Origin of the sequence: Nonomuraea sp. NPDC005501, assembly GCF_040605905.1 — a bacterium.
Lineage (GTDB): Bacteria > Actinomycetota > Actinomycetes > Streptosporangiales > Streptosporangiaceae > Nonomuraea.
Window position 1 is genome coordinate 19,012 of record NZ_JBEXDT010000069.1, and the last position, 25,617, is coordinate 44,628.

At 70.7% G+C, this 25,617-nt stretch carries 30 protein-coding genes; 12 read left to right on the forward strand and 18 right to left on the reverse strand.

What is annotated here, in order from left to right; translation table 11 throughout:
- Nucleotides 1-7: 7 nt before the first annotated feature.
- The gene (locus ABZS51_RS28830) at nucleotides 8-988 is read right to left on the reverse strand and encodes an aldo/keto reductase (protein ID WP_355447290.1); all 981 of its coding nucleotides are present in this window, start codon (nucleotides 986-988) and stop codon (nucleotides 8-10) included.
- A 214-nt stretch (nucleotides 989-1,202) separates the two neighbouring features.
- Complete coding sequence (locus ABZS51_RS28835) at nucleotides 1,203-1,532, reverse strand: carboxymuconolactone decarboxylase family protein (RefSeq protein WP_355447293.1); 330 nt, start codon at nucleotides 1,530-1,532, stop codon at nucleotides 1,203-1,205.
- A gap of 250 nt (nucleotides 1,533-1,782) precedes the next feature.
- Here ABZS51_RS28835 and ABZS51_RS28840 point away from each other — a divergent pair.
- Nucleotides 1,783-2,588 (forward strand): IS5 family transposase gene (locus ABZS51_RS28840; protein ID WP_355447296.1). Its coding sequence is split into 2 segments (ribosomal slippage): nucleotides 1,783-2,128 and nucleotides 2,128-2,588, totalling 807 coding nucleotides; the frame shifts between segments, so codons are not numbered across the junction.
- 33 nt (nucleotides 2,589-2,621) lie between these two features.
- Here ABZS51_RS28840 and ABZS51_RS28845 read toward each other — a convergent pair.
- From ABZS51_RS28845 to ABZS51_RS28865, 5 genes are all read right to left on the reverse strand, one after another.
- A complete protein-coding gene (locus tag ABZS51_RS28845; RefSeq protein ID WP_355447298.1) occupies nucleotides 2,622-3,509 on the reverse strand; it encodes a helix-turn-helix transcriptional regulator in 888 nt (295 codons plus the stop codon).
- On the reverse strand, nucleotides 3,476-4,351 hold the full coding sequence (locus ABZS51_RS28850; protein WP_355447301.1) for a DUF4158 domain-containing protein: 876 nt from the start codon (nucleotides 4,349-4,351) through the stop codon (nucleotides 3,476-3,478). Before ABZS51_RS28850 ends, ABZS51_RS28845 begins: the two co-directional genes overlap by 34 nt.
- Before the next feature lie 26 nt (nucleotides 4,352-4,377).
- Nucleotides 4,378-4,842, reverse strand: coding sequence for a hypothetical protein (locus tag ABZS51_RS28855; RefSeq protein WP_355447304.1), 465 nt, complete (start codon nucleotides 4,840-4,842; stop codon nucleotides 4,378-4,380).
- 211 nt (nucleotides 4,843-5,053) lie between these two features.
- The gene (locus tag ABZS51_RS28860; protein ID WP_355447307.1) at nucleotides 5,054-6,139 is read right to left on the reverse strand and encodes a MerR family transcriptional regulator; all 1,086 of its coding nucleotides are present in this window, start codon (nucleotides 6,137-6,139) and stop codon (nucleotides 5,054-5,056) included.
- Between the two features lie 161 nt (nucleotides 6,140-6,300).
- Nucleotides 6,301-7,230, reverse strand: coding sequence for an aminoglycoside phosphotransferase family protein (locus ABZS51_RS28865; protein ID WP_355447310.1), 930 nt, complete (start codon nucleotides 7,228-7,230; stop codon nucleotides 6,301-6,303).
- A gap of 136 nt (nucleotides 7,231-7,366) precedes the next feature.
- On the opposite strand from ABZS51_RS28865, the gene ABZS51_RS28870 reads away from it, so the two are divergent.
- The 4 genes from ABZS51_RS28870 to ABZS51_RS28885 are packed head-to-tail and all read left to right on the forward strand — an operon-like array spanning nucleotide 7,367 to nucleotide 9,921.
- A complete protein-coding gene (locus ABZS51_RS28870) occupies nucleotides 7,367-8,227 on the forward strand; it encodes an alpha/beta fold hydrolase (RefSeq protein ID WP_355447312.1) in 861 nt (286 codons plus the stop codon).
- 48 nt (nucleotides 8,228-8,275) lie between these two features.
- Complete coding sequence (locus ABZS51_RS28875; protein WP_355447315.1) at nucleotides 8,276-9,082, forward strand: MerR family transcriptional regulator; 807 nt, start codon at nucleotides 8,276-8,278, stop codon at nucleotides 9,080-9,082.
- Nucleotides 9,079-9,591, forward strand: coding sequence for a hypothetical protein (locus tag ABZS51_RS28880; RefSeq protein WP_355447318.1), 513 nt, complete (start codon nucleotides 9,079-9,081; stop codon nucleotides 9,589-9,591). The genes ABZS51_RS28875 and ABZS51_RS28880 overlap by 4 nt, the downstream gene beginning before the upstream one ends.
- A 51-nt stretch (nucleotides 9,592-9,642) precedes the next feature.
- On the forward strand, nucleotides 9,643-9,921 hold the full coding sequence (locus ABZS51_RS28885; RefSeq protein ID WP_310716796.1) for a helix-turn-helix transcriptional regulator: 279 nt from the start codon (nucleotides 9,643-9,645) through the stop codon (nucleotides 9,919-9,921).
- 32 nt (nucleotides 9,922-9,953) lie between these two features.
- Here ABZS51_RS28885 and ABZS51_RS28890 read toward each other — a convergent pair whose 3' ends face one another.
- Nucleotides 9,954-10,451: an FBP domain-containing protein gene (locus ABZS51_RS28890; protein ID WP_355447321.1), complete on the reverse strand. Its 498-nt coding sequence runs from the start codon at nucleotides 10,449-10,451 to the stop codon at nucleotides 9,954-9,956.
- Between the two features lie 73 nt (nucleotides 10,452-10,524).
- On the opposite strand from ABZS51_RS28890, the gene ABZS51_RS28895 reads away from it, so the two are divergent.
- The gene (locus tag ABZS51_RS28895) at nucleotides 10,525-11,181 is read left to right on the forward strand and encodes a WHG domain-containing protein (RefSeq protein WP_355447323.1); all 657 of its coding nucleotides are present in this window, start codon (nucleotides 10,525-10,527) and stop codon (nucleotides 11,179-11,181) included.
- Between the two features lie 64 nt (nucleotides 11,182-11,245).
- On the opposite strand, the gene ABZS51_RS28900 is transcribed toward ABZS51_RS28895, so the two are convergent.
- The 3 genes from ABZS51_RS28900 to ABZS51_RS28910 all read right to left on the reverse strand — a co-directional run bounded on the left by ABZS51_RS28900 (nucleotide 11,246) and on the right by ABZS51_RS28910 (nucleotide 15,685).
- Nucleotides 11,246-12,331, reverse strand: a complete 1,086-nt coding sequence (locus ABZS51_RS28900; protein ID WP_355447326.1) for a tyrosine-type recombinase/integrase — start codon at nucleotides 12,329-12,331, stop codon at nucleotides 11,246-11,248.
- Between the two features lie 104 nt (nucleotides 12,332-12,435).
- Nucleotides 12,436-13,965, reverse strand: a complete 1,530-nt coding sequence (locus tag ABZS51_RS28905; RefSeq protein WP_355447329.1) for a UDP-N-acetylglucosamine 1-carboxyvinyltransferase — start codon at nucleotides 13,963-13,965, stop codon at nucleotides 12,436-12,438.
- A 16-nt stretch (nucleotides 13,966-13,981) separates the two neighbouring features.
- Nucleotides 13,982-15,685: an enoyl-CoA hydratase-related protein gene (locus ABZS51_RS28910; protein WP_355447332.1), complete on the reverse strand. Its 1,704-nt coding sequence runs from the start codon at nucleotides 15,683-15,685 to the stop codon at nucleotides 13,982-13,984.
- Between the two features lie 481 nt (nucleotides 15,686-16,166).
- Here ABZS51_RS28910 and ABZS51_RS28915 point away from each other — a divergent pair, with 481 nt between their 5' ends.
- Nucleotides 16,167-16,712: a TetR/AcrR family transcriptional regulator C-terminal domain-containing protein gene (locus tag ABZS51_RS28915; RefSeq protein WP_355447334.1), complete on the forward strand. Its 546-nt coding sequence runs from the start codon at nucleotides 16,167-16,169 to the stop codon at nucleotides 16,710-16,712.
- A gap of 19 nt (nucleotides 16,713-16,731) precedes the next feature.
- Here ABZS51_RS28915 and ABZS51_RS28920 read toward each other — a convergent pair whose 3' ends face one another.
- Nucleotides 16,732-17,784: a putative sulfate exporter family transporter gene (locus ABZS51_RS28920; protein WP_355447337.1), complete on the reverse strand. Its 1,053-nt coding sequence runs from the start codon at nucleotides 17,782-17,784 to the stop codon at nucleotides 16,732-16,734.
- 23 nt (nucleotides 17,785-17,807) lie between these two features.
- On the opposite strand from ABZS51_RS28920, the gene ABZS51_RS28925 reads away from it, so the two are divergent.
- Genes ABZS51_RS28925 through ABZS51_RS28935 form a run of 3 tightly spaced genes read left to right on the forward strand, consistent with a single transcriptional unit; the run spans nucleotide 17,808 to nucleotide 19,736 of the window.
- Nucleotides 17,808-18,725, forward strand: a complete 918-nt coding sequence (locus ABZS51_RS28925; RefSeq protein ID WP_355447340.1) for a LysR family transcriptional regulator — start codon at nucleotides 17,808-17,810, stop codon at nucleotides 18,723-18,725.
- 40 nt (nucleotides 18,726-18,765) lie between these two features.
- Nucleotides 18,766-19,152 (forward strand): hypothetical protein, encoded by a 387-nt coding sequence (locus ABZS51_RS28930; protein ID WP_355447343.1) that lies wholly within the window; start codon nucleotides 18,766-18,768, stop codon nucleotides 19,150-19,152.
- Between the two features lie 2 nt (nucleotides 19,153-19,154).
- Nucleotides 19,155-19,736: a TetR/AcrR family transcriptional regulator gene (locus ABZS51_RS28935; protein WP_310716816.1), complete on the forward strand. Its 582-nt coding sequence runs from the start codon at nucleotides 19,155-19,157 to the stop codon at nucleotides 19,734-19,736.
- Between the two features lie 96 nt (nucleotides 19,737-19,832).
- Here the strand turns inward: ABZS51_RS28935 and ABZS51_RS28940 are convergent, their stop codons facing one another.
- The 6 genes from ABZS51_RS28940 to ABZS51_RS28965 form a co-directional block, all read right to left on the reverse strand.
- Entirely contained in the window at nucleotides 19,833-20,087 is a 255-nt protein-coding gene (locus ABZS51_RS28940; protein WP_355447346.1) for a hypothetical protein, read from the reverse strand.
- A gap of 45 nt (nucleotides 20,088-20,132) precedes the next feature.
- The gene (locus ABZS51_RS28945; protein ID WP_355447349.1) at nucleotides 20,133-20,594 is read right to left on the reverse strand and encodes a hypothetical protein; all 462 of its coding nucleotides are present in this window, start codon (nucleotides 20,592-20,594) and stop codon (nucleotides 20,133-20,135) included.
- A 689-nt stretch (nucleotides 20,595-21,283) separates the two neighbouring features.
- Entirely contained in the window at nucleotides 21,284-21,658 is a 375-nt protein-coding gene (locus ABZS51_RS28950) for a nuclear transport factor 2 family protein (protein ID WP_355447352.1), read from the reverse strand.
- Between the two features lie 128 nt (nucleotides 21,659-21,786).
- A complete protein-coding gene (locus ABZS51_RS28955) occupies nucleotides 21,787-22,092 on the reverse strand; it encodes a DUF952 domain-containing protein (RefSeq protein ID WP_355447355.1) in 306 nt (101 codons plus the stop codon).
- Nucleotides 22,089-22,643 carry a GNAT family N-acetyltransferase gene (locus tag ABZS51_RS28960; RefSeq protein WP_355447358.1) on the reverse strand — a complete coding sequence of 185 codons (555 nt, stop codon included), beginning with the start codon at nucleotides 22,641-22,643 and terminating at the stop codon, nucleotides 22,089-22,091. Before ABZS51_RS28960 ends, ABZS51_RS28955 begins: the two co-directional genes overlap by 4 nt.
- A 74-nt stretch (nucleotides 22,644-22,717) precedes the next feature.
- Nucleotides 22,718-23,251 carry a MarR family transcriptional regulator gene (locus ABZS51_RS28965; RefSeq protein ID WP_355447361.1) on the reverse strand — a complete coding sequence of 178 codons (534 nt, stop codon included), beginning with the start codon at nucleotides 23,249-23,251 and terminating at the stop codon, nucleotides 22,718-22,720.
- Nucleotides 23,252-23,349: 98 nt separating this feature from the next.
- Here ABZS51_RS28965 and ABZS51_RS28970 point away from each other — a divergent pair, with 98 nt between their 5' ends.
- On the forward strand, nucleotides 23,350-24,294 hold the full coding sequence (locus ABZS51_RS28970; protein WP_355447364.1) for an NADP-dependent oxidoreductase: 945 nt from the start codon (nucleotides 23,350-23,352) through the stop codon (nucleotides 24,292-24,294).
- A gap of 239 nt (nucleotides 24,295-24,533) precedes the next feature.
- Nucleotides 24,534-25,511 (forward strand): radical SAM protein, encoded by a 978-nt coding sequence (locus ABZS51_RS28975; protein ID WP_355447367.1) that lies wholly within the window; start codon nucleotides 24,534-24,536, stop codon nucleotides 25,509-25,511.
- Nucleotides 25,512-25,617 lie beyond the last annotated feature (106 nt).

Below are 25,617 nucleotides of genomic sequence, written 5' to 3' on the forward strand. Positions count from 1 at the left end.
TGGTGACTTACCGGTTGATGGTCTTCTGCTGCGCTGCGGTGTACCGCTCGCCTTTGATCTGCACCTGGGCAACGGCCTCTTCGATGCGCTTGAGGTCCTCGGAGGTCAGTTCCACGTTGTCGGCGCCGATGTTCTCTTCGAGACGGTGCAGCTTCGTCGTGCCCGGGATCGGTGCGATCCACGGCTTCTGCGCCAGCAGCCACGCGATGGCGGTCTGAGCCCGGGTCGCCCGCTTGGCGTCCGCGATCTCACCCAGCAGCGCGATCAGCGCGAGGTTGGCCTCACGCGCCTCTTCCTCGAAGCGCGGCAGCGCGTTACGGATGTCGTTGGCCTCGAACTTCGTGTCCTGACTGATCGCGCCGGTCAGGAAGCCCTTGCCGAGCGGGCTGAACGGCACGAAGCCGATGCCCAGTTCTTCCAGGGTCGGCAGGATGATCTCCTCGGGCTCACGCCACCACAGCGAGTACTCGCTCTGCAGGGCCGTGACCGGCTGGACCGCGTGGGCCCTGCGGATGACTTCCGGACCCGCTTCGGACAGGCCGAAGTGCTTGACCTTGCCTTCCTGGATGAGATCCCGGACCGTGCCCGCGACCTCTTCGACCGGCACGTCGGGGTCCACCCGGTGCTGGTAGAACAGATCGATGCGGTCGGTCTGCAGACGCTGCAGGGACTGCTCGGCGACCAGCCGGATCCGCTCCGGCCGACTGTCCAGCCCCGCTGCGGGGTTGCCGTCCTTGAACCCGAACTTCGTGGCGATGGAGACCTGGTCGCGCACCGGCGCCAGGGCCTGGCCCACCAGCCTTTCGTTCGTTTCCCCGTACGCCTCCGCGGTGTCGAAGAGCGTCACACCGCGCTCGGCGGCCGCCCGGATCAGCTTGATGGCCTCATCCGTGTCCGCGGCCGGGCCGTAGCCGAAGGTCATTCCCATGCAGCCGAGCCCGATCGACGACACTTCGAGCCCGCTGTTTCCCAGTTCACGCTTCTTCATCTCGTTCTCCTTTCGAGTGGCCACGGGCGACGACAACGCCCTGGCCGGTGTGGGTCCTGATGGTCGTGAGGTGTGCCAGGCGTTTGGTCAGTCCGCCACCCGGTGGCCGACGTCCAGGGCCTGGCGGGCGATGTCCACGCCCAGCCCGCGGCCGGCACCGGTGATGGAGAAGACCTTGCTCATGAGGCGTTGCTCCAGACGGGTCGGCGCAGGGTCAGCTCGCGTCGGCGCCCTCGACGATGTTCTTCAGCTGGGTGATCGCGGACATCGCATTGGGCCAGCCGGCGTAGAACGCGATGTGGGTGATGGCCTCGACCAGCTCGTCCTTCCTCACTCCGTTCTCCAGGGCCTTGGGCAAGTGGAAGGCGAGCTGGTCGGCGCGGTAGAGGGCGACCAGGGTGGCGACGGTGATCAGGCTGCGGTCCCGCTGGGACAGACCCTCGCTCGCCCACACCTCGCCGAAGAGGACGTCGTCGGTGAGCCGGACCAGTTCGGGCGCGAAGTCGCCGAGCAGCTTCTGTGCGGCGGTCTGTTCTTCAGCCATGGTGTTTCATCCTTCGTAAGTGTGCCGAGCTGGGGGCGGGGACGGACCGATACGAGGTTCGACATCGGCCGGCCCTCACAGCGGGCCACTGACCATGCAACCGGGAACGGACACGATGAGGGAGTCTCCGCTGTGAGGGGTAACAGCAGGGACCCCCAGCGGTATATGCGCAGGCCAAAGCCCCGCCCTTGCTGCTGGCGGCAGCCGGATAAGACCGTGACTCATTTGGACGTCGATCGTTGGATCATCCGTGGATGCCTTCAAGCAACGGCTGGTGCCGGACGAGCTGTGGGAGTTGTTCGGGCGCGTGGTCCCGCCGGCGCCGACCCGGCCGCAAGGTGGCGGCCGACGGCGAGTAGACGATCGGACGATCTTGGCGGCGATTGTGTACGTCGCCACGACGGGCTGTGCGTGGCGGCAGTTGCCGCCGGTCTTCGGCGCCTCCTGGCAGACGGTGAACCGGCGTTTCGCCGAGTGGAGCCGAGCTCAGGTGTGGGCCAAGCTGTACCGGAGCATGCTGGACGAGCTCGGCGCCCGAGGCGAGCTGGACTGGTCGCGGTGTGCGATCGACTCGGTCAGCGTGCGGGCGGCCAAAGGGGGGATCTGACAGGTCCGAATCCTGTCGATCGCGGCAAGAGCGGGTCGAAGATCCACCTCATTACCGAACGGAGCGGTCTGCCGATCTCTGTCGCGATCAGCGCTGCCAACACGCATGACAGCCTGGCTTTGGAGCCCCTGGTGCGGGCTATCCCTCCGATCCGCTCCCGCCGAGGGCCGCGACGTCGCCGGCCTGCCAAGCTTCATGGCGACAAGGGCTACGACTACGCGCACCTGCGCGCCTTCCTACGCGGCCGTGGCATCTTCCCGCGCATTGCCCGCTGGGGGATCGAGTCCAGTCAACGGCTGGGCAGACACCGTTGGGTCGTGGAGCGGACCGTCTCTTGGCTGGCCGGCTGCCGACGCTTACACCGCCGCTACGAACGCCGGGCCGACCACTTCGCGCCCTTCGTCGCCATCGCCGCAGCCCTCATCTGCTACCGCCGGCTCACCAAATGAGTCGACTTCTAAGGCGGGGCTGTGGAGGTCGGTTCAGTTCCCGGAGTCCGCCTCGGCGGCCTGCACATCCGCGGCCTCGGCCGTGGCGGACCAGCTCGCCAGCAGATTCAGGGCGTCCTCGGCCACGGAGCCGGGGGCCGCGTTGTACAACGCCACGACCAGCCCCGAGCCGTCCGGCAGGTTCATCGATTCGAAGTTGAGCTCCAGCTCGCCGACGACCGGATGCCGGAGGCGTTTCGTCCCCTCATGGAAGACGTGTACGTCGTGGGCGCCCCACATCACGCGGAAGGCGTCGCTGCGGGTCGACAGCTCACCGATCAGGTTCGACAACTCGCGGTCGTACGGGTTCTTGCCCGCCTCGATCCGCAGCGCGCCCACAGCGCCCTTGGCGATGCGTTCCCAGTCGACGTAGAACCGCCGGGCCGCGGGGCTGAGGAACACGAACCGCACGGTGTTCGCCCCGCAGACCGGATCGGCGTACATCTCCGAGAACAGTGCGCGACCGAGCGGGTTGGCGACCAGAATGTCGAATCGGTGGTTCTTAACGAACGCCGGCATGCCCGGCATCCCGTCAACGATGCGCTGCACGCTGGGCCGTACAGCCGGCCTGGCAGTCCGGCGCCGCACACGGGCGGGCGTCGTGTTCGCCGCTCGGGCCAGGTCGTACAAGTGCGTGCGCTCCGTGTCGTCGAGCCGCAGAGCCTGGGCCAGCGCTTCCAGGACGCTGTCGGAGACACCGCTGAGATTGCCGCGCTCCAGACGCGTGTAGTACTCGACGCTGACGCCCGCGAGCGTCGCGACCTCGTTCCTGCGGAGCCCGGCCACCCGGCGTTGGCCGTACACGGGCAGACCGGCCTGCTCGGGCGTGATCTTGTCACGGCGAGACTTCAGGAACGCACTGATTTCGGCGCGGTTGTCCATAAGGCCAGGGTAGGTTCGCCGCACATGGACTGAGAGACCCTGTCATTACCCCTCACAGCAGTAACCCCCCACGTCAGCCCCTTCCGGTAGCGGAGTCGCAGGTCATCCCTGAAGGAGCAGTGCCGGTCAAGGCGCGGTGGTGGTGGGTGTGAGCCGCGGGTCTTGCGGTCGGGGCGGGTTTTTGGGCGTGCGAGGGTAGGGGGATGGTGTTCGGCCCCATCGGCAGCCTCGATGTGGGCAGGGCTCGTGGCTGCAGTCATCCCTTCGCCTTGGTCCTCCCGGGTGCGGGAGGGGGCATGGGGCGTTCCGAGCGCCTCAGGCCGGGTGCCGCCGTCGCGCCGGAAGGCCACATCGATCATGTGGAGGGAGTCGCGGACGGTGCCGGTGACACCGACGCCGTCCTGCCCGAGCCGTGAGGCGACATCACGCAGCGCCTGGTGCAGGGCCAGGGCATGCTCGGCCAGCAGCTGGCCGGGGTCTTCGGGCGCCGCCGCGAACTCCCGCAGCCCATAGGCCTTACGGATTTCCTCCTGATGCTCAAACGGCGTCGCCCGCCGCTCGGTGTACCGCGTGACCTGCGAGACATCCTCGATCGCCAGCTGCTCGGCCAGATAGGCCAGCACCTCGTCGGGCACGTCCAAGGGATCGGTCAGGAACCGGCCCACGAACCGGGCCGTCGTCACCTGAAGCGCGAACCCCAGACGGTTATGCACCCCCCGACGCTCAGCGATCAGCTTCCGATCCGCGTCGCCCAGGAAGAAGAACCGCTCCAGCTCCGCCCGCGACGGAACAGCCGTGAGCCGGCACGCCCGGATGAGTGTCCGGCTCGGCGGCGTCGTCATCGACGTCATCCTTGGCCGGCTCGGAGTCAGACGGTCTCACCCAACTGTTCGGCCAGCTGTTCCAGTCCACCCTTGATGAGTCGCCCGTACTCGTCGTCGCCGAGTGCGCCGATCCCGGCCCGAGCCTGCCGGAGGTGCTCGCGGGCGCGGTCGAGGTCGCCCAGCTTGCGGTAGCACTCACTCAGGTTCAGGTGCAACGACGGATACAGGGCGGCCACCGAAAGCGGCACCCCGGCCTGGGCCACCCGCTCATCCGTGATCAGGCCGACGGCGGCCAGCGCCCGCAGATCCCACATCAGCTCCTGGTGCACGTCCTCCTGCACATCGGCCATCGAGTGGGCAAGGACGCAGACATGCAGCGGGTCGCCTCGCTCGCCGCCGATGTCGTCCCAGATCTGCGCGAACAACTCGCGAGCTGCTTCGCGCCGGCCTTGATGGTGATGCAACTCCACCCCCTGGCCGATCCGGGTCATCGTCGGGTCGGCGGTCATGAGCGGCTCCCTCACGGTCGCAGGTGATCATGGTCAGCCTACTTGCTCTACGTCTCGTACAGACCTTCAAGCCGCTGACCAGCGAGAACGATCGGTACGGCGAGATCCAGTTGCGGACTGACCGTCGCCTGGATCAAACGACCGGAACAACGGTCATCCGCGCGTCAACTGGAGTCGGCTGCACGGATCACCGGAGTCGAGTGCATGCCGCTCACTCCTGCTGCTGGAGCTCCATGACGTCGGCGACCACGCAGCTGGCGTTGTCGGGACCGCCGGAGCCGTTGGCGAGGGCGATAAGTTCGCGGACCGCCTGCTGCGGCTCGCTGATCTCGGAGAGCACCCGGCGGATCTTCTCGGTCGGCACGACGGTCGACAGGCCGTCGGAGCAGAGCAGGTATCGGTCTCCCTGCTGAGCGTCGTGCAGGCGCATGTCAGGAGTGTCATCGGCTCCGTGGCCCAGGGCTCGAACCAGCAGCGACCGCTGGGGGTGGGAGGCGGCTTCTTCCGGGCTGATGCGTCCTTCCTCGACCATCGACTGCACCATGGTGTGGTCGTCGGTGATCTGGAACAGCCTTCCCTCGCGCAGGAGGTAGACGCGGGAGTCGCCGATGTGGACGACGGCCAGTTGCGAGCCGGTCCAGAGCATTGCGGTGAGTGTCGTGCCGGCCGCTTCGGAAGCGGGGTCGACCCCGGCGATGCCGTTGACGGCCTGCTTGGCCTGTTCGACGGCGTCTTCGAGGACGTTGAGGAGGTTGCCCGCCGGGATGGTCTCGGTTTCGAGGTGCTTGAGCGCGTCGACGGCGGCCGCGCTGGCTGGGGCTCCTTGATTGCCGTAGCCGTCGGCGACGGCGAGCAGGCGGGTCCCGGCGTAGGCGGTGTCCTGGTTGCTCTCGCGGACCAGGCCCGTGTCGGACAGTGCGGCGTAACGGATTCCCAGAGGCTTAGCGGTCGAAGACATGGCAGGGTCCTTCCATGACAGGTGGTCGATGAGGAAGGCGGCCAGGTCCCGCCGTGCGGCGGTGTCGGCCTCGACCTGGACCCAGAACGTGCGGATCTCCTGGGCCGCCGGGCCCGCATCCAGCGTGCAGACGCGCTGGATGCGCGCCAGCGGCATCCCCAGGCGGCGAAGCCAAGCGACCAGCCGGGCCTGATCCAGCTGCTCCAGTGCGTACAGGCGGTATCCGGTCACCGGGTCGACGCGGGCGGGGGTCAGCAGGCCGAGCTCGTCGTAGAGACGCAGCGCCTTCGGCGACAGCCGGGACGCCTTCGCGAATGCCCCGATGGTCAGCAACCCCATGCTCGCTCCTCCTCATGCCGAGCACATCGCCCGGCCCCACCTATGCTGTGGCCTCCCCCGAGGTGAAGGTCAACCAACGATTTCGGGAGGAGCGTGGTCGGCCCTCAGGAGCTTGGCATACTGGGTCTTTTCGTCGGAGCGGGTCATGGGGCGGCCGAGGCCTACCGGGTGTACTCCGAGTTCAGCAGAGCGGTGGCGATGGTCACCTGCACCGGTTCGAGGGCGGTCCTGCCGTCCTCGATGTCCCACAGGGCGTTCTGCAGGACACGGCCGAGCGTCCAGCCGGCGGCCCGCTTCCGGTCCAGGCCGAGGGCCTCGGTCAGCAGGTCGAAGCGGTGCAGCGCCGTGCGCCCGACGTCGCCCGCCGCCACCACGTCCCAGCGGCAGTCCAGCGCCGGCAGCAGGTCGAAGCCGGGGTCGCCGGCCAGGGGCTCGGGGTCGATGGCCAGCCACGGCTCGCGCTGCCCGGCCAGGACGTTGCCGTCGTGCAGGTCCCAGTGCAGCAGGCGGTCGCCGCCCTCGCCGGCCAGCTCGGCGACGGCCGCGGCACAGGTGATCACCAGGCGCCGCTCGGCGGGGTCGCGCAGCGCCGGCACGGCCCTTGGGGCCTGGTCGAGCATGGTGGCGGCGATGCCGGACAGTCGCCGCAGCCCGGCGGGCGCGGGCACCGCGGTCAGGCGGCCCATCAGGCCGGCCAGGATGCGCATGGCGGCGTCATCGTCGGGGAGGGCGGACAACGGGCGCGTCGCGTCCAGCCGTTCCAGCAGCTGCGCGCCGCTGTCCGGGTCGTGGTCGAGCAGGCGCACGACGCCGTCGCCGTTCCATGCCCGCAGGCCGGCGGCCACACCGGCGGTCTCCTCGCGTACCTGTTGGAGCTTGAGGACGGCGGGCGCGCCGCCGGCCTGCAGCACGGGCAGGACGAGCGAGGCCATGCCGTACGCGGCCGGGCCGTCCGGCCGCAGCTCCCAGCGCCGTAGCAGCTCGCCGCCGAGGTGGGGCAGCCTGGCGACCCAGGCGCGTGCCTCGGGGTCCTGGCCCCCGTAGGAGGCCGCGAACACCTCGGGGACGTCGATGGGGATCGACGTGGTCATCTCTCTCCTCAGCTTATGAAATCTACATTGTAAAGGGCGTGAGTCGTTTTCAAAATGATCAACACCTTTCATTCAACCCTGCGCCGACGGCGAACGGGCGCCTCGGGATGCGCTGTCCCGGCGTACGGTCCACGGCATGATGATCGACGATTACGGGATCGCCTACGACGAGGCGGGGCCCTCCCGGGACGACGCTGTGGTGTTCGTGCACGCCGGGGTGGCGGATCGGCGCATGTGGGAGCACCAGTTCCGGGCGCTGTCCGACCGGTATCGGGTGATCCGCTACGACTGGCGGGGCCACGGCGAGTCCGCGGACGCCGACAGCGAGGTGTGCCACCACGAGGACCTGCTGGCGGTGCTCGACGCGCTGAAGGTGCGCACCGCGGTACTCGTGGGGTGTTCGATGGGCGGCGCGTACGCCGTCGAGGCCGCGCTGGCGGCGCCGGAGCGGGTGGCGGGGCTGGTGTTGTGCGGCTCGGGCCTGGCGGGGCATGGGTGGCCGGCGTCGATGGTGGAGCAGGCGCGTGAGCGGGTGCACAGCGCGGTGCCCGCCGACCGGCTGGCGCGTTACCGGCGTGGCGGGGTGGCGGATGTGGACGCTGGTGACGTGCTGGCGATGGCGCGGGCGCACACGTTGTGGCAGGTGGCGGGTCCGGAGCGGGGGCGGGCGGATCTGGAGGACGGGGTGTGGGAGGCGGCGGTGGAGATGTGCCGTCTGGTGTTCGCGCGGTCGTGGGGCGGGCCGCCGGTGGTGGAGCGGGGGCTCGTGCCGGCGGCGGCGGGGCGGTTGGGGGAGATCGCGGTGCCGGCGTTGGTGGTGAACGGGTTGTCGGATGTGGCGGGGATCCAGGAGGTGGCGGGTCTGCTGGCCGGGGGGATCGCGGGGGCGCGGCGGGTGGATCTGCCGGAGACGGGACATCTGGCTCCGCTGGAGCGGCCGGTGGAGGTGACGCGGTTGCTGGAAGGGTTCCTGGTGGAGGTGCTGGCGGCCCGGTAGGGGGCCGGGGTGGACTCTCCCATGGGGGGAGAGGCCATGCTGTGGGGCGTGGACGAGGATCTGCTGCCGATCGGGGTGTTCGCCCGGTTGGGCCGCTTGAGTGTCAAGCAGTTGCGGCATTACGGCGAGCTGGGGTTGCTGGTGCCGGCGTGGGTGGATCCGGTGACGGGTTATCGGTATTACCGGGCGTCGCAGGCGCGGGAGGCGTTGTCGATCGGGTTGTTGCGGTCGATGGACGTGCCGCTGGCGGTGGTGGCGGAGGTGTTGTCGGGGTCGCCGGAGGCGCTGGAGTCGGTGCGGGAGGAGTTGGAGGCGGAGCTGGCGCGGCGTCGCCGTACGTTGGCGTCGCTGGAGGTGGTGCTGGAGCGGGGGTTGCCGTCGGCTTCGGTGCGGGTGGTGGTGGAGCCGGCGTGCCGGGCCGTGGTGGTGCGGGAGCGGGCGCTGGATGTGGGTGGTGTGGCGCGGGCGACGTCGGCGGCGGTGGAGCGGCTGTCGCCGTTGGCGCGGGCCGTCGCGGGGGCGTCGGATCCTGTGCGGTTGGTGGGGTTGTTCCCGCTGGAGCTGGACGAGCCGTTCGACGTGGCGGTGGCGCTGGTCGTGGATGGGGCGGTGGCGGGGGTTCTGCCTGGTGGTGCGCGGTTGGAGGTGCTGGCCGGGGGTGCGTTCGCGTGTGCGACGCATGTGGGTCCGTATGACCAGATCGGCCTGACCGCTCATGCGGTGCTTGCGTGGTGCGCGGAGCGGCGTCTGGCGGTGCGGGGGCCGATTCGTGAGGTGTACGTGTCGGATCCGGCTGTCACGTCGCCTGATCAGCTTGTTACTCATCTGATGATTCCTCTGGAGGAGGAGCCGTGAAGGTTGACCTGAAGACGTATGGTCCTGCGACGTGCCTGAGCGTCACGGGAATGGGGGAGCCGGGCGGGGCGGAGCATCTGGCGGCGATCGGTGCGCTGTATGCCGTGGCCGGTGGGATGGGTGGGCCGGCGGGTCCGTTGGAGGGCTTGTGGTGGGTGGAGGAGGAACGGCCGGGGCTGGAGGTGGCGCGGGAGCTGTGGCGCTGGCATCTGATGTTGCCGCTGGCGGGGGTTCCGGAGCCGGGGGTCGTGGAGGCGGCTCGTGAGGCGGTGCGGGTGCCGAGGTCGGCGGTGGATCGGGTGCGGGTGGTGACGTACACGGAGGGGGAGTGTGTGGAGGCCCTGCATGTGGGGCCGTTCAGTGAGGAGTATGTGACGTTGCAGGTCATGGAGGAGTTCATGGCGGAGCGGGGGCTGGTGCCGAACGGGCCGCATCACGAGGTGTATCTGACGGCGTTCGATGATCCGGAGCCGCGGACGGTGTTGCGTCAGCCGGTGCGTCGGGGCTGAGCCGGGCGATAACTATAACGGTATTTCTATACCGAGTTATAGACTGGATGCATGGTACGGCCACCGCTGACACCCGAAGAGCGGCTCCGTGGCGAGGAGCTCGGCCTGACCCTGCGTCAGGCCCGGGGTGAGCGCAGCATCGTCGAGGTCGCCGCCGCGGCGGGCATGTCGGCCGAGACGCTTCGTAAGATCGAGACCGGGCGCATCGCCACGCCGGCGTTCTTCACCATCGCCGCCCTGGCCGACGTGCTCGGCGTCTCCCTGGACCACCTGTCGGACCACCTGTCGGACCGGTTCGCGGGTCGTGTCACCCCGGCCGTGCCGGGGTGAGAGCGGGGGAGCGGCGTCCCGCGGGGGGACGGTCACCCGATCACCTTGCCCACAAAGGCGATCAGGTTCGCGCGGGTGCGGGCGATCTTCTCCGCCGGGGTGAGGGACTCCTCGATGGCGCCGTCTCCCGCGGCCTGCTTCTTGCCGCGCGCGTACAGGGAGCAGGCGAGGTCGGTGCACAGGTACTGCCCGACCGAGTTGCCCTGGCGGCCGGCCTCGCCGGTGCGGCGGGCGGTCATCAGCGCCACTCCGCCGCTGGTGTGCGTGGTCAGGCACAGTGAGCACATGCTGCGTGCGGTGAAGCCGCGTGAGGCGGCGGAGGTGACCCGCAGCGCGATCCCGACGAGGCCGCCGTCGTGGCCGGCGACGAGGTAGGCGCGTTCGGGGGCGCCCGGGTCTCGCCATCCGAGGAAGTCGAGGTCGTTCCAGGGGCTGTCGGTGAAGTCCTTGGGGAGGTTGAGGCGTTTGGTCTCGCCCTTGGAGCAGTTGACGAATGACGTGCGGATATCGCGTTCGGTGAGGGGTTCCATGGGCGGGGAGGCTAGCCGCCCTTAAGGGTAGTATGCAAATACTTAAACCCTGTAAGTAAGGCGAGGAGGGCACGTGGCACGTGCGGGGGTGACCGCGGAGCGCCTGACCCGGGCGGCGGCGGACCTGGCGGACGAGATCGGCTTCCACAACGTGACCGTCTCGGCGCTGGCGCGCGGCTTCGGCGTCAAACCGGCAGCCCTGTACGCGCACGTCCAGGACGCGCAGGACCTGCGGATCAGGGTGGGGGGACTGGCCCTGACGGAGCTCGCCGACAGGGTCGGCGAAGCGCTGGCGGGCCGCGCGGGCAAGGACGCGCTGGTGGCCTTCGCCAACGCCTACCGCGACTACGCCCGGGAGTTCCCGGGCCGGTACGCCGCGGCACAGCTCCAGCTCGACCCGGAGACGGTGACCGCCGCCACCGCTTCCTCCGGCTCCGCCGCCACTGCTTCCCCCGGCTCCGCGGCCGGTGCGGCCGTCAGCCCCGCGGTCGGTGCCGCCGTCAGCGCCGCCCGCCGGCACGCGGAGCTGACGCGGGCGATCCTGCGCGGGTACGGGCTGTCCGAGCCCGACCAGACCGACGCGGTACGGATGGTGAACAGCACGCTGCACGGATACGTGAGCCTGGAGACGGCGGGCCAGTTCCGCCATCACCCGCGCGAGGTGGAGCTGTCGTGGGCACGAACCCTGGACGCCCTCGACACGGTCCTCAGGCACTGGCCGCCGGCCTGACGAGCGCCCCACCCCACCTGCCGGGCACGGTGAACGAGCCCGGCAGGTGGGCCCGCCGGGCCGCTCAGCCGCCGCGGTTGTGGTCGCGCAGCAGCGGGTGGACGCGCATCGCCACCTCCAGCTCACCCGGCAGCTCGTCGCGGTAGCGGCCGAGCGTGGACAGGTCGCTGTGGCCCAGCACCCTGCGCACCGCGTCCATGTCGACGGCGTCGGCCAGCAGATGGGTGGCCGTGGTGTGCCGTAACCCGTGAGGTGTGACCGAGCGGCGCTGTGCGGGGTCGACCAGTGCCTGTACCCGGTCGATCACCCCCTGGACCGCGCCCCGGGCCAGGCGCCGCCCGCGCCAAGACAGCAGCAGCGCCTTGGCGTCGGAGCCGGTGGCCTTGCCCGACACCAGCGGCCGGCCCCGCTCCAGGTAGGCGTCGAGCGCTTCGGCGACGGCCTGCGGCAGCGGCACGTCGCGGGTGCGGCCGCCCTTGCCGAAGATGCGCCAGTAGCGGACGCCGTCGTTGGTGTAGAAGTCCTCCACGTTGGCGCGCACCAGCTCCGAGACGCGTGGCCCCATCGTGGACAGCAGCAGCACGATCAGCGCGTCGCGCGGCTCCATGCGCTGGTCGCGGCGTCCCTCGCGGGGCGCCTCCTCCAGTGAGCGGGCCGCGCCGATCAGGCCCTGGGCCTGCTCGCGGGTCAGCGCCCGCCGCTCCGGCCGCAGCCCGTCGCGCTGGCGTGCGGTGATCGTGGAGACGGTCATCGGGTCGAGCTGCACCCATCCGGCCAGCAGGGCGTGCTTGAACAGCGCCGACACCGAGCGGCGGAAGCGGGCCTGCGACGACGGCGACTGCCCCCGCGAGCCGCCCCCGCCCACCCTCGCACCGTCACCCGAGCCCGAGCCCGTGCCCGCGCCTGTGCCTGTGCGTCTGCCGTCGGGCTTGCGGGCGAAGGCCAGCAGCACCGCGTCGATGTCCTGCCCCGTCAGGTCGTCCAGCACCCGGTCGCCGCCGGCCAGGTCGACCAGCGTGGCCACGTCGCGGGCGTACACCTCCGCGGTGGCGGGGGACAGGGCCCCCGTCAGCGTCCGGGCCCGCACCAGCTCCACGTAGCGGTCCGCCGCCTCCGCCACCGTCACCCGTTCGAGCTCCGCAGGCCGCACCGTCCCCCTCCTCGCCTCGTGACGTCAGGCCGTACGACCAGCGGGGTCGTACGGCCTGACGCAAGATCCACAGGAGACGGTAGCGGCCGCCACCGACAGAAAACTCAGATGTCGCGGAAGGTCTCGATGCGCGCCCCGAGCGCGTTGAGCCGCTCGGCCAGATCCTCGTACCCGCGGTTGATCACGTACACGTTGCGCAGCACCGAGGTGCCCTCGGCGGCCATCATGGCCAGCAGCACCACCACGGCCGGGCGCAGCGCCGGCGGGCACATCATCTCGGCGCTGCGCCAGCGGGTGGGGCCCTCCACCAGTACCCGGTGCGGGTCGAGCAGCTTGACCGAGGCGCCCAGGCGGGTCAGCTCGGTCAGGTAGATGGCGCGGTTGTCGTAGACCCAGTCGTGGATGAGGGTGGAGCCCTGCGCGGCGGCGGCGATCGCGGCGAAGAACGGCACGTTGTCGATGTTGAGGCCGGGGAACGGCATCGGGTGGATCTTGTCGATGGGGGAGACGAGCTTGGAGGGCCGCACGGTGAGGTCGACCAGGCGGGTGCGGCCGTTGGCGGCCGGGTACTCCGCGCCGCGGTCGTGGTCGAGGCCCATCTCCTCCAGCACGGCCAGCTCGATCTCCAGGAACTCCACCGGCACCCGGCAGATCGTCAGCTCCGAGGAGGTGACGACGGCGGCCGCGAGCAGGCTCATGGCCTCCACCGGGTCCTCGGAGGGGGAGTAGTCGACGTCGCGCTCGATGGTGGCCAGGCCGTGGACGGTGAGCGTGGTGGTGCCGATGCCCTCCACCCGCACGCCGAGCTGCTCCAGGAAGAAGCACAGGTCCTGGACCATGTAGTTGGAGGAGGCGTTGCGGATCACCGTGATCCCGTCGTGGCGGGCGGCGGCCAGCAGGGCGTTCTCGGTGACGGTGTCGCCGCGCTCGGTCAGCACGATGGGCCGGGCGGGGGCCGCGCCGCGGTCGACGCGGGCGTGGTAGAAGCCGCCGGTCGCGGTGATGTCGAGGCCGAAGTGCTTGAGCGCCGACATGTGCGGCTGCACGGTACGGGTGCCGAGGTCGCAGCCGCCCGCGTACGGGATCTGGAACTGGTCGGTGCGGTGCATGAGCGGGCCCAGGAACATGATGACGCTCCTGGTGCGGCGGGCGGCGTCGGTGTCCATGGACTCCAGCTCCAGCCGGGCCGGGGGCACGATCTCCAGGTCGTTGCCCTCGTTGATCCAGCGGGCGCGTACCCCGATGGAGGCGAGGACCTCCAGGATGCGGTAGACCTCCTCGATGCGCGCCACCTTGCGCAGGATCGTCCGGCCGGAGTTGAGCAGGGAGGCGCACAGCAGGGCGACGCAGGCGTTCTTGGAGGTCTTGACGTCGATGCTGCCCGACAGGGGGCGGCCGCCGACGACCCGCAGGTGCATGGGGCCGGCGTAGCCCAGGGAGACGATCTCGCTGTCGAGGGCCTCCCCGATGCGGGCGATCATCTCAAGACTGATGTTCTGGTTGCCGCGCTCGATGCGGTTGACCGCGCTCTGGCTGGTGGCCAGGGCGTCGGCCAGTTGGAGCTGGGTCCATCCGCGGTGCTGGCGCGCGTCCCGAATCAACCGGCCGATCCGCACAAGGTAGTCATCTGTCACAACAGCAGACCATATCTCACATATGAGATGGGATCGCTTCTGCCCCCGCCGACGCGCCGGACAACTCCCGATGCGCCGCCACGTTGTCCGGCGTCGCCTCAGGCTTGCGCTTGCCCACGAACGCGCGCCGCGCCTCGGCGAAGCCGTGCCGGTCGTCGAACATGTCCCGGCTCATCTCCGCCAGCTCCTCCACCCGGTAGGCGTCCAGCGGCTTGCGCCGCTCGTCCTCCTCCCGCTGCGCGCGCCGCGCCGCCAGCAGCCTGCCGTACGACGGGTCGTGCGCCAGCCGCTCGGCGTAGTCCAGCACCGCCCGCTCGAACTCCAGCCGCGAGCCGGGCAGCACCTCGTCGGCCAGCCCGAGCCCGGCCGCGTCCACCGCGCCCACCGGCAGCGCGTCCTGCGTCAGCCGCCGGGCCGCCGCCGCGCCGACCCTGCGCGGCAGCGTGTACGTCCAGTACTCCGAGCCGAACAGCCCCATCGTGCGGTAGTGCGGGTTCAGCACCACGCCCGCGCGCACCAGCACCCGGTCGGCGCCCAGCCCCATCATCACGCCGCCCGCGCCCGCGTTGCCGCCGACCGACGTCACCACCAGCTGCCCCGTGCACGCCACGATCTCCCGGCACACCTGGTTGATGGCGTTGATGTTGCGCCACGCCTCCATCTCCGGGTGCCGCGACGCCTCGATCACGTTCAGGTGGATGCCGTTGGAGAACACCTCGCCGCCGCGCACCACCAGCACCCGGGTGTCCTGCGCCACGGCGTAGCGCAGCGCGGAGGCCAGCCGGTGGCACTGCTCGCTGGACATCGCGCCGTTGTAGAAGTCGAAGCTCACCACGCCGACGCTGTCGCTGCGGTCGTAGGTGATCTCGCTGTAGCCGGCGCGTTCCTCCGCCCCGGCGGCGAGCTCGCCCAGCACCGTGACCGCCGGCAGCTTCACCGCGCCCGGCTCGTCCCGCCGCAGGTGCCCCACCCACACCGAGCCGTCGCCGGTGTGCACCAGCACCGCGCCCTCACGCCGGCCGGCCACCGTGCCCGGCCGGCCGCTGATCGCCGGCCCGCGGTAGACGTCGAAGACCCGCATCGGCGTCTCGCCCAGCACGGTCCGTCCGCCGGGCGCGCCGTCGGCGGCCCGTACCCGCCGCAGCACCGCGTCGGTCGGCTCCTCCCAGGAGAACTCGCGGTCGGCGTGCCGCATCGAAGGGCGCAGCCGTCCCACGACCTCCGGCCGCCGGTAGTCCAGGGGCGCCGGCGTGAACGACGGGTCGGCCGCCTTGGCCGCCACCTCCACCACCAGCTCCACCGCGGCGTCGGCCACCGGCCCGTTGTACAGCGCCGACTTGCGGGGCGGCTCGGCCGGCATCGGGAACATGCGGTATCCCCAGATGGGGCCCGCGTCCATCTCCTCCACCGCCTGCAACGCCGTCACGCCCCAGCGGGGCTCGCCGTCGAGGATCGCCCAGTCCAGCGAGGAGGGTCCGCGGTCGCCGGGCGGGCCCGGGTGGATGATGATCGTGCGCTGCGTCCGCCACAGCGGCGAGGGCACCTTCTCCTTCAGGAACGGGCAGATGACCAGGTCGGGCTTGGCCAGCTGGACGGCCTCCAGCATGACCCGCTCCGACAGGGCCAGCTCGACGGTGACGTCGTGGCCGGCCCGGCGCAGCTCCAGCCAGGCGCGCTGGGTCAGGCCGTTGAACGAGGAGCAGAGCAGCAGGATACGCAACGCGGACTTCCTTCGGGTGTTCGTCACATCAAGGGGGAGGGGGCCGCTGGTGGGGCGGGCCCGCACGGGCCGGGGGTTGTCAGCGGGGGCCGGGGTGTCAGCGTGGGATGGTCGCGCGGCCGTCCCAGCGTTCCCGGGCGTTTAAGACAGTCCCATATGTCCCGTACATGCATCGATGCTGACATGTCCAGGCAAGTACTGCTGACATAACCCCGCAGAAAGCCGCGACATGCGGCACCAAAAATCCACAAATGTCCGGGTTTTTGGTGGGCGGGCACCCCGCCACCACCCCCGCCGGCCCCTCCACCCCACACCCGCCGCAGAGCCGAAGTCGCCCACGGTCCGTACCCCACCCACCCCCACCCCGTCACCGAACCCGGGGGGGAGGCCCCCAACCCCGACACCCCCCATGAACGACGCCCACGTGTACAGTGTTCACCCGCGCGCGGCACGACCACCCGCCCGCGCCCGAGGAGGAACCATGGGCCAGCGGCGCACCCAAGTCCTGCACACCGCCATCGACCTGCTCGACGAGGTCGGCCTCGACGGCCTCACCATGCGCCTGCTCGCCGACCGCCTCGGCGTCCGCGCCAGCGCCCTCTACCGCCACTACCCGAGCAAACAAGCCCTGCTCGACGCCATGGTCGCCCACCTCGTCACCCCACCCGACGCCGGCGCCACCCTCGACGGCCCCTGGGACCACCAGCTACGCGCCGTCGCCCACGGCATCCGCCACCTCATGCTCGCCCACCGCGACGGCGCCCGCCTCATCGCCGGCTTCCACGACCCCGGCGAGCACGCCGTGGCCTCCTCCCACCACCTCATCAACACCCTCACCACCGCCGGCGCACCCCCCACCACCGCGGCCGTCGCCGTCGACACCGTCCTGGCCTACGTCAACGGCTACACCACCCAGGAACAGGCCCGCGCCACCGACCCCGGCGCCCCGCCCCGCCCCGCCCGCAACGCGACCAGGCCTTCCACGACGGCCTCGACCTCATCATCACCGGCATCCGCACCCACCTGACCACCACAAAGCCCCCCGCCTAGCACACCAGCCCCACCCCGGCCAGCGACACCCCCACCACCACCGCCGTCGCCAACCCGCCCAGCACCACAGCCCGGCGACCCGTCCGCGCCAGCACCCGCAACCGCACCGCCGCCCCCATCGCGAACAACGCCGCCGCGAACAACACCATCTGCGCACTCCTCAACGGAGCCAGCCACCCGACCGGCACGACCCCCGCACTACGCAACCCCACCATCACCAAGAACCCCATCACGAACAACGGCAGCACCGGCGCCCTCCCACCACCACCCGAAGGCCCCTCCACCCGGCGCCGCCACACCCCCACACCCGCGATCAACGGCGCCAGCAACACCACCCTGGTCAGCTTCACCACCACCGCCACCCCCAAAGCCGCCGAACCCGCCGTCTGCGCCGTCGCCACCACCTGCGCCACCTCATGCACACTCGCCCCCACCCACACCCCGAACCCCTCCGCCGGCAACCCCAGAACACCCCCCGCCAGCGGCAACACCACCATCGCCAGCGACCCGTACAACGTCACCAGAGCGACCGCCGTCACCACGTCCTCCTTCGCCCCGCCCACCACCCCCTCCATCGCCGCGACCGCCGCCGCCCCGCAGATGGAGAACCCCGTCGCCACCAGAACCGACAACCCCCGCCCCAAACCCAGCCGGCACCCCACCCACCACGTCACCGAGAACGTCACCGCCACCGTCGCCACCACCAGCAGCAACACCGGCAACCCCAACGCCACCACATCCGACACCGCCAGCTGCGCCCCCAACAGCACCACACCCACCCGCAGCAACCGGCGCGCCGCGAACGCCAGACCCGGCTCCAAAGCCGCCCCCCGCACCCCCAGATTCGTCAGCGCAGCCCCCAGGACCACCGCCGCCACCAACGGGCTCACCGCCGGAACCAGCGCATTCACCACGACCGCCACCAGCACACCGGCCGACACCACCACAAGCCCCGGCACGAGCGAACCAGCGCCACGCGCCCGCCGGACAGACACCACCATGCGACGGATTGTCTCCACCCACCACACGCCCCGGTAGCCGCCGAACACGCACCGCGTCATACGGTGAACGCATGACCCGCCGGTGGCCCGACCTCGAAAGCCTCGCCCTGCTCATCACCGTCGCCGACCAAGGAAGCCTCGGCAAAGCCGCCACACTCCACGGCATCACCCAGGCATCGGCCAGCCGCCGCCTCGACACCCTCGAACGCGAACTCGGCCTGCCCCTCCTGCACCGCACCACCACCGGCTCACGCCTGACCCCCCAAGGCCACCTCGTCCTGGACTGGGCCCGCGCCACCCTCACCGCCGCCGACGACCTGCTCACCGGCGTGCAAACCCTGCGCCGCCACCGCGACACCCGCATCCGCGTCGCGGCCAGCATGACCATCGCCGAATACCTGCTGCCCGGCTGGCTCGTCGCCCTGCGCCGCGACCACCCCGACGCCGAAGTGGACGTCCAGGTCGTCAACTCCGAAGTCGTCTGCCGGCTGGCCCAGCACGGCGACATCGACGTCGGCTTCATCGAATCCCCGTCCGTGCCCCCAGGACTCACCGCCCGCACCATCACCTCCGACCGGCTCGTCGTCGTCGTGGCCCCCCGCCACCCCTGGACCCGCCGCCGCACCCCCCTGCACCTGGCCGACCTCGCCGCCACACCCCTGGTGGTACGCGAACCCGGATCCGGCACCCGCCACGCCCTCGACCGCGTCGCCACCGGCCCCGACGTCGCCCCACCCGCCCTGGAACTGGCCTCCAACGCCGCGGTCAAGGTCGCCGTCCAGTCGGGAGTGGCCCCCGCCGTCCTCAGCGTCCTGGCCGTCACCGCCGAACTACGCGAAGGACGACTCGTCGAGATCCCCGTCACGGACCTCGACCTGCGGCGCCCCCTGCTCGCCGTCTGGCGCGACCGCTCCCGGCCGCCCCGCGCCGCCGCCGAGCTCGTCCGCCTGGCCCGCGCCACCACCACCGCACACCGGGGGAGCGGGTAGAGCCTTGCAATAATTTACACAAGCGGATAACTTTACTCACGTGGATAAAAAAGTGTGGACCCGCGTCCGAGCGCTCTTCATCACCGTCCTGATCATCTCCCTCGCCACCCTCGCCGCCGCACCCCTGCTCGGCGCGAACTGGGTGGTCTGGCTCCGCGGGGGAGCGGTGGCCGCCGCAGCCGCCTGGCTCCTCGCCCTCACCGCACACGCCGCCGCCGGCAAACGCTCCGCCTACCTGCGCATCCGCCTCATCACCACCATCGCCCCCATCGGCATCGCCCTCATCGTGACCGTGCCCGACAACGGCTACCCCCCATGGATGAAAGCCGAACAGGCACTGGTCGGCCTCCTCCTGGCCGCCGTCGCGATCATCGTCAACCGCCCCCGCGTACGACAGGCGTACCCCAGGCGTGGCAAGCTGGGCTGACCATGGAAAGGCCCGCAGGCCGGCAGGCGGCCACCGAGGCGCGCAAAGCGCAGATCGCCACGGCGACCATCACCGTCCTGGCCCGGCGCGGCTACGCCGCCACCACCTTCGAAGCCATCTGCGAACAGGCGGGCCTCAGCAGCAAACGCCTCATCTCCTACCACTTCGCCAGCAAGGACGAGCTGTTCGCGGCCGTCGTACGCCAGGTCGTCCAGGACGCCGCCGCCTTCATGAGGCCCGCCCTGGACGCCGCCGACGGAGCCCGCGCCCAGCTGGAGGCGTTCATCCGGGCGAACATCGCCTTCATCGCCGCCAACCCCGACCACGTGCGGGCCGTGCAGCAGCTCGCTCACCACGGCACGCCGGTGGGGCAGGACGAGAGCGAGGCGGCGGTCGACCGGCTCGCGGAGCTGCTGGCCGGCGGGCAGCGCACCGGCTCCTTCCGGCCGTTCGAGCCCCGGCTGATGGCCGCGACGGTGCGTTCGGCCATCGACGGGGCGGCCGGCCGGCTGGCCGAGGGCATGGACGCGCGGCTGTGCGCGGACGAGCTGGCCGAGACGTTCGACCGCGCCACGCGAGCCTGACGGCAGGCCGTTCGCCGCGTCCGGCGGGACCGGAATCATACCGAACAGAACCCACCTTCTGTCCGGTATGGGATATTTTCCGGCTGTATGGGGTGGTCAGAGGCGGTTGACGAAGCGGGTGGCCGCACGGTGGCTCATGCCGGTCTCGCCGCGCACCAGGAAGACGGCTTCCTGGATCTGACCCATGGCCTTCAGCTCGCGCGCCTGGTCGACCAGGTCGGTGCTGGGGGCCAGGCGGTTACGGGGCCGCTGGGTGAGGCGGACCGCCAGGATGATCAGGTAGATGATCGCTACGGTGATGACGGCTGTGAGCGCGATGAGGCCCGGGGTGGAGATCGCCAGGCTGAGCATGGACTGATCGTAACGCGCCGGCGCCGCCTGCGTCAGGGCGGGTGGTCAGAGCTCGCCCTCATGCGCCACCTGGATGCTGTCGACGAAGGCGACGGCTTCGTCGTGACCCATGCCGGTCTCGCCGCGTACGAGGAAGACGGCCTGATCGGCGCGGCCGTCGCTCTTGAGCCGTCGTACGCGGGTGGCCAGGTCGGCAGCCGGCCCGGCGGGCTGCTGAAGGGCGGGGCCCTGGAGGGCGGGATGGCGGATGGGGCGGCCGTGGGCGAGGCCGTCGACGGCGAGCTTGGCGTCCCTGAGGCTCATGCCGGTGTGGGTGCGCAGGACCTTGATCGCCTCGATCTTCTTGCCGGCGGCCGCCAGGTGGCGGATGCGTGCGTCCACCTCCTGCGGGCCGACGGCCGGCTCCACGGGCCGGCGCGCGGCGCGTGCGGCGGCGAAGACGATGATCGCGACGGCGAGGAGGGCGAGGCAGAGCATGAACAAGAGCTCTGGGAGGCCGAGGTTCATGTCCTCATCCTAGGCAGGCTGAATGCTGCGTGATCGCGACATGTCCGAATGCTCGATAATGAACATTATGTCAAGTAAGTCGGGTTGTGACGGTGCGTGGTCATGACGGAACGCTTGACCATCGGTGAATTTCCTGTCCCCCGGCGCCTGTGGCGTTTAGGGTGGGAAGCCTGCTATCGCGCCGCGAGAGGAGCAGCACGTGGGGACCGAATCTGTTTTATGTCCGGTGTGTCAGGGGGTTCTGCCGGCCTCCGGCCGGGAATCGTACACCGCCCTGCGGGGCCGGTTGATCGTGACGAACGGTTACTGCGCAGGTGGGTGCGAGGAACGGCGGGCCGCCACGGAGCCGATCCGGCGGATGCCGCGTCAGGCTCCGGCGATGCCCGGCGCGGGTCAGGTTCCCGCGGGTGGCGGGGCGATGGCGCCGGTCCCCCAGGGTGCGGCGCCGCAGCACGCCCCGCAGGCGCACGGCGTTCCGGGGCACGGCGGTTCGGGGCATGGCGTTCCGGGGCATGGCGGGCAGTATGAGCCGTACGAGCAGGTGGCCGAGGCGCGGCTGGCGCCGGTCGTGCGGATCTCGGGCTGACGGTCCGGCACTGAGGCGCTGAGACACTGGGGCACTGAGGGTGTGTGGCCGCTGACGCGCCGTGGTGGGGCGTCCCGGGCGGTGGGTAGTGCCTGTCCCCTGCTTACTGGTGGCCTTCGGTGGTGTGCCAGTAGTCGCGGGTGCGTACGGCCAGGCCGTGGGTGTCGAAGGTGACGAAGACGCAGCCGGCGAGGGTGACGGGTGTGCCGTTGTCGTGGGCGTGGACGCGGAATTCGATGGCCGCGTGGTCGCCGTCGACGATGGGGGTGGCGAAGGTGACGTGGGGGTCGGTTTCGCCGGTGAAGGACCAGCGGATGTAGTCGGCGATGGCGCCTCTCCCCCGGTGTGGCGGGCGGAAGGGCATCGAGGTGTGTTCGGCGTCGTCGGCGTAGAGGGCGATGATGCTGTCGGCGTCGTGGTGCGTCCAGCCGTGTTGCCAGGTGTCGGCGAAGCGTTGTGCTGCGGTCCGCGGATCCATGCGGGTCATTGTGGCGGTTCCCGGGGTTGTGCGGTGCGGTCCGGGGGGTGCCACTCCCCCGGGTTCGCGTCTGCGGCTGAGCACGATCGGACACGGGCCCGAAGGCGGGCCGGAGTCGTGTTCGGTGGTCAGGGGGTGGGCGGCTCGTAGGGGCGGGTGGCGGTGACCGCGGTGAGCGGGATGGGGCCGTAGACGTGGGGGAAGCCGTTCTCGACGCGGACGTCCAGGCCGGTGGGGTCGATCTCCAGCACCAGGAGCGGCTCGGTGACGCCGGCGTAGAAGGCGTCGTGGACGCCTTGGAGCTGGGCGGGGTCGCGGCTGCAGTGGATGAAGCCCTCCTGTTCGAGGGTGCGGCCGAGGGTGGAGACGCGGTAGTCGCCGGCGGTGCGGGCGGCGTGCCAGTCGGCGGCCAGGGCGAGGTGGAGGAGGGTCATGGGGTCCACTCGCTTTCGAGCATGGCGTAGATGACCTCGTCGGTCCATTCGCCCTTGACCTGCTCGTTGTGGACGAGGTGCGCCTCGCGGCGCATGCCGAGTTTCTCCAGGACGCGGGCGGAGGCGGTGTTGCGGCCGTCGAGGCGGCCGACGATGCGGTGCAGGCGCAGGCCCTCGAAGCCGAGGCGCAGGAGTTCGCGGGAGGCTTCGGGGGCGTAGCCGTGGCCGTGGTGGTCGGGGTTGAAGATGTAGCCGATCTCGCCTTGGCGGTGCTCTTTGCTCGTCCAGACGAGGATGACGGTGCCGATGAGCAGGCCGCTGTCGCGCAGGGTGACGGCGAGGTTGAGGGCGTCGCCTTCGTCGGCGATGGCGGTCCGGCTGATCTTGGTTTCGAGTCCGGTGCGGGCGGCGTCGAGGTCGCGGGCTTCCCAGTAGAGGTAGCGGGTGACGTCGGGCCGGGATTCGAAGGCGTGGACGGCGTCGAGGTCGGATGGGGTGAACGGGCGCAGGAGGAGACGCTCGGTGGTGAGGGGGTAGTCGGGTTTGAGCACGGAGGCAGTGTAGGGACGGGGGCTGGGGGGTGGCGAGTGGTTTGTGGTGTCCTGTGTCGGGTGCCGGGGGGCGATCAGGCTTCGCCATCTGGGGGGCTCTGGCGTGCGGCGCTCTTTCGGCGCGGCTTCGCCGAGCGGGGCGGGATGGTGCGCATGTGGTCGCGGACGACGGTGAGGACCCGGGCGAGGCTGTCGATGTCCGCGCGCGTGAGTGGCTGGAGGAAGAGTTGGCGCAGGACGTCGATGTGGCCGGGGAACACCTGGGCGAGCACGTTGCGTCCCGCCTGGGTGATGGTCACTGTCACGCCTCGGTCGTCCTCCGCTGACGGGCTGCGAGTGACGAGTCCGGCCTTTTCCAGCAGCCCCACCTGGTAGGTCAGGCCGCTGCGGCTGTATACGACCCCGTCTGCCAGCTCGGTCATGCGCCGGCTGCCGTCTGCTGCGTCCCCGAGTGTGGCCAGGAGCTGGAACTGGACGTAGCTGAGGTCGCCGGCGTCGCGCAGCTGCTGCTCCACCGTGTGACGCAGGAGGCTGCTCACCTCGATGAGCGCGAAGTACGCGCCGAGTTCGGCGGGGTCGAGCGGCGGAGGGGGCTCCTCTTCGGTCATGCCGTCATCGTACTTGCTTCGGGTTCGAAGCAGTGGTAGCTTCACCTCAGTGCTTCGAATTCGAAGCATGTTGGCGTTCCCGATGAAAGAAGTTCGTCATGAAGGCAGTGCGATTCCACGAGTACGGCGATGCTGATGTCCTGCGCTACGAGGACGTGACGCTGCCCGTCCCCGGCGCCGGCGAGGTTCGCGTCCGGGTCGCGGCGACGTCGTTCAACCCGGTCGACGCCGGTATCCGCAGCGGTGGCCTGCAGGGCCCGTTCCCGGTGACGCTCCCCCACACGCCCGGCATCGACGTCGCCGGAACGGTCGACGCGCTCGGTGAGGGCGTCGACGCGGTGGCGGTCGGTGACGAGGTCGTCGGATTCCTCCCGATGATCGGCGACGGCGCAGCCGCCGAGTACGTCATCGCGCCCGCCGAGGTCCTGGCGGCCGCGCCCAAGAGTGTGCCGCTCGCTGACGCGGCGGCCCTGCCGCTGGTGGGCCTGACCGCATGGCAGGCGCTGTTCGAACTCGGCGGGCTCACCGCCGGGCAGCGCGTGCTCATCACCGGCGCCGGAGGCGCTGTCGGTGCCTACGCGGTGCAGCTGGCGAAGAACGCCGGCGCGTACGTCATCGCCACGGCGAGCCCGCGCAGCGCGGAGCGGGTCCGGGCCGCCGGTGCCGACGAGGTGCTCGACCACACCGTGACCGACGTGGTGGATGCGGTGGGCGAGCCGGTCGACCTCTTGCTCAACCTCGCGCCGATCGAGCCCTCGCAGCTCGCCGACCAGGCCGCTCTCGTGCGGTCCGGCGGGGCCGTGGTCAACACCACGGTGTGGATGCAGGCGCCGAGCGACGAAGCGCGTCAGGTGCGCGGGCTCAACGTCTTCGTCCGGAGCGACGCCAAGCAACTCGCCGGTCTTGTGGCGGCGATCGACCGAGGTGAGCTTCGCATCGACATCAGCCGCCGGATCCGGCTCCAGGACCTGCCGGCGTTCCATGCGGAAGTGGCCGCCGGTGCCGTGTCCGGCAAGGTCGTCGTCCTTGCGCCGGCCGCCTGATCCCGCTCACCTCCACCTCGAAGGCCCACACGAACTCACGCGTTGCCCTCCACCCTCCAGCGCATTGCCCACGGGCCGGAAAGCTCCAGGCGGGCCATTCACGGGGTCGCCCGTTCGCGGGGTCCGCAGGCAGGTTCATGTGGGAGCGTCTGGGGGTGGCCGGGCGGCGGTGGGATCCGGGCGGGGTGTTCGCGGTCCTGCTGTGTGCTTCGGGCGGTGTGGGTTGAAAAGGGAGTCGAATGCGTGTTCCACTGGACGGTGTGAGCTGGGACGCGCTTTCGCTGGTGGACGCGGTTGACGATCGTCCGCTGATCGAGCGGCGTGCGGTGCTGCGCGGCGGGTTCTACGAGATGCAGGCGCGTACGGCGATCGAGCGGGTGCCCGCGGGTGCGGGGGTGGCGCAGCGGTGGGCGGTGTCGCCTTATCGGGGTTGTGCGCATGCGTGCCGGGGGTGCGGGGCGCGGGGCGGGCATCGGCGGCTGGGGTTGGATGCGGGGCGTGACTTCGACACGCGGGTCGTGGTGCGGGCGAACGTGGTGGAGCGGTTGCGGGGTGAGCTGGCGCGCTGGGGTGGTGAGCCGCTGGCGGTGGGGGTGGGGGGTGACTGTTACCAGGAGGCGGAGCGGACGTATCGGTTGATGCCGGGGGTGGTGCGGGCGCTGGGTGAGGCCGGTGTGCCGTTCACGGTGTACACGAAGAGTCCGCTGGTGTTGCGGGACGCGGAGTTGCTGGTGGCGGCGGGTGCGCGCGTGGCGGTGTCGATCGCGTTCGTGGACGAGCGGATCCGGCGGGCGGTGGAGCCTGGTGCGGTGGGGGCGCAGGCGCGGCTGGAGCTGGTGTCGGCGCTGGTGGAGGCCGGTGTGGAGTGCCGGGTGCTGATGGCGCCGGTGTTGCCGTTGCTGAGTGACGCGGCTGATCAGCTGGCGGCGACGGTGCGGCGGATCGCGGCGGCGGGTGCGGTGGCGGTGGAGCCGGTGGTGTTGCGGCTGCCGGTGGGGACGCGGTCGTGGTACCTGGAGTGGCTGGGTGAGGCGCATCCGGGGTTGGTGGCGCGTTATGAGGAGTTGTACGACGGGGCGGGGGTGCCGTCGGCGGAGTACGAGGGGCGGATCACGGGGCAGATCGAGCAGCTGTGCCGGGTGTACGGGATGGCGTGTGGGGTGTGGGAGCCGGTGGGGCGGCGGCGTCCGGGTGGGGAGCAGTTGGAGCTGGTCTGATCGGGGGATTTCGGGCCTGGTGGGGGGTGTGAGTGGTGGTGTACCACTCCCCTGGGTGTCGGGTGCCGTTCGGATGTCCGTAGGCCTCGATTTGGGTCACTTCTTG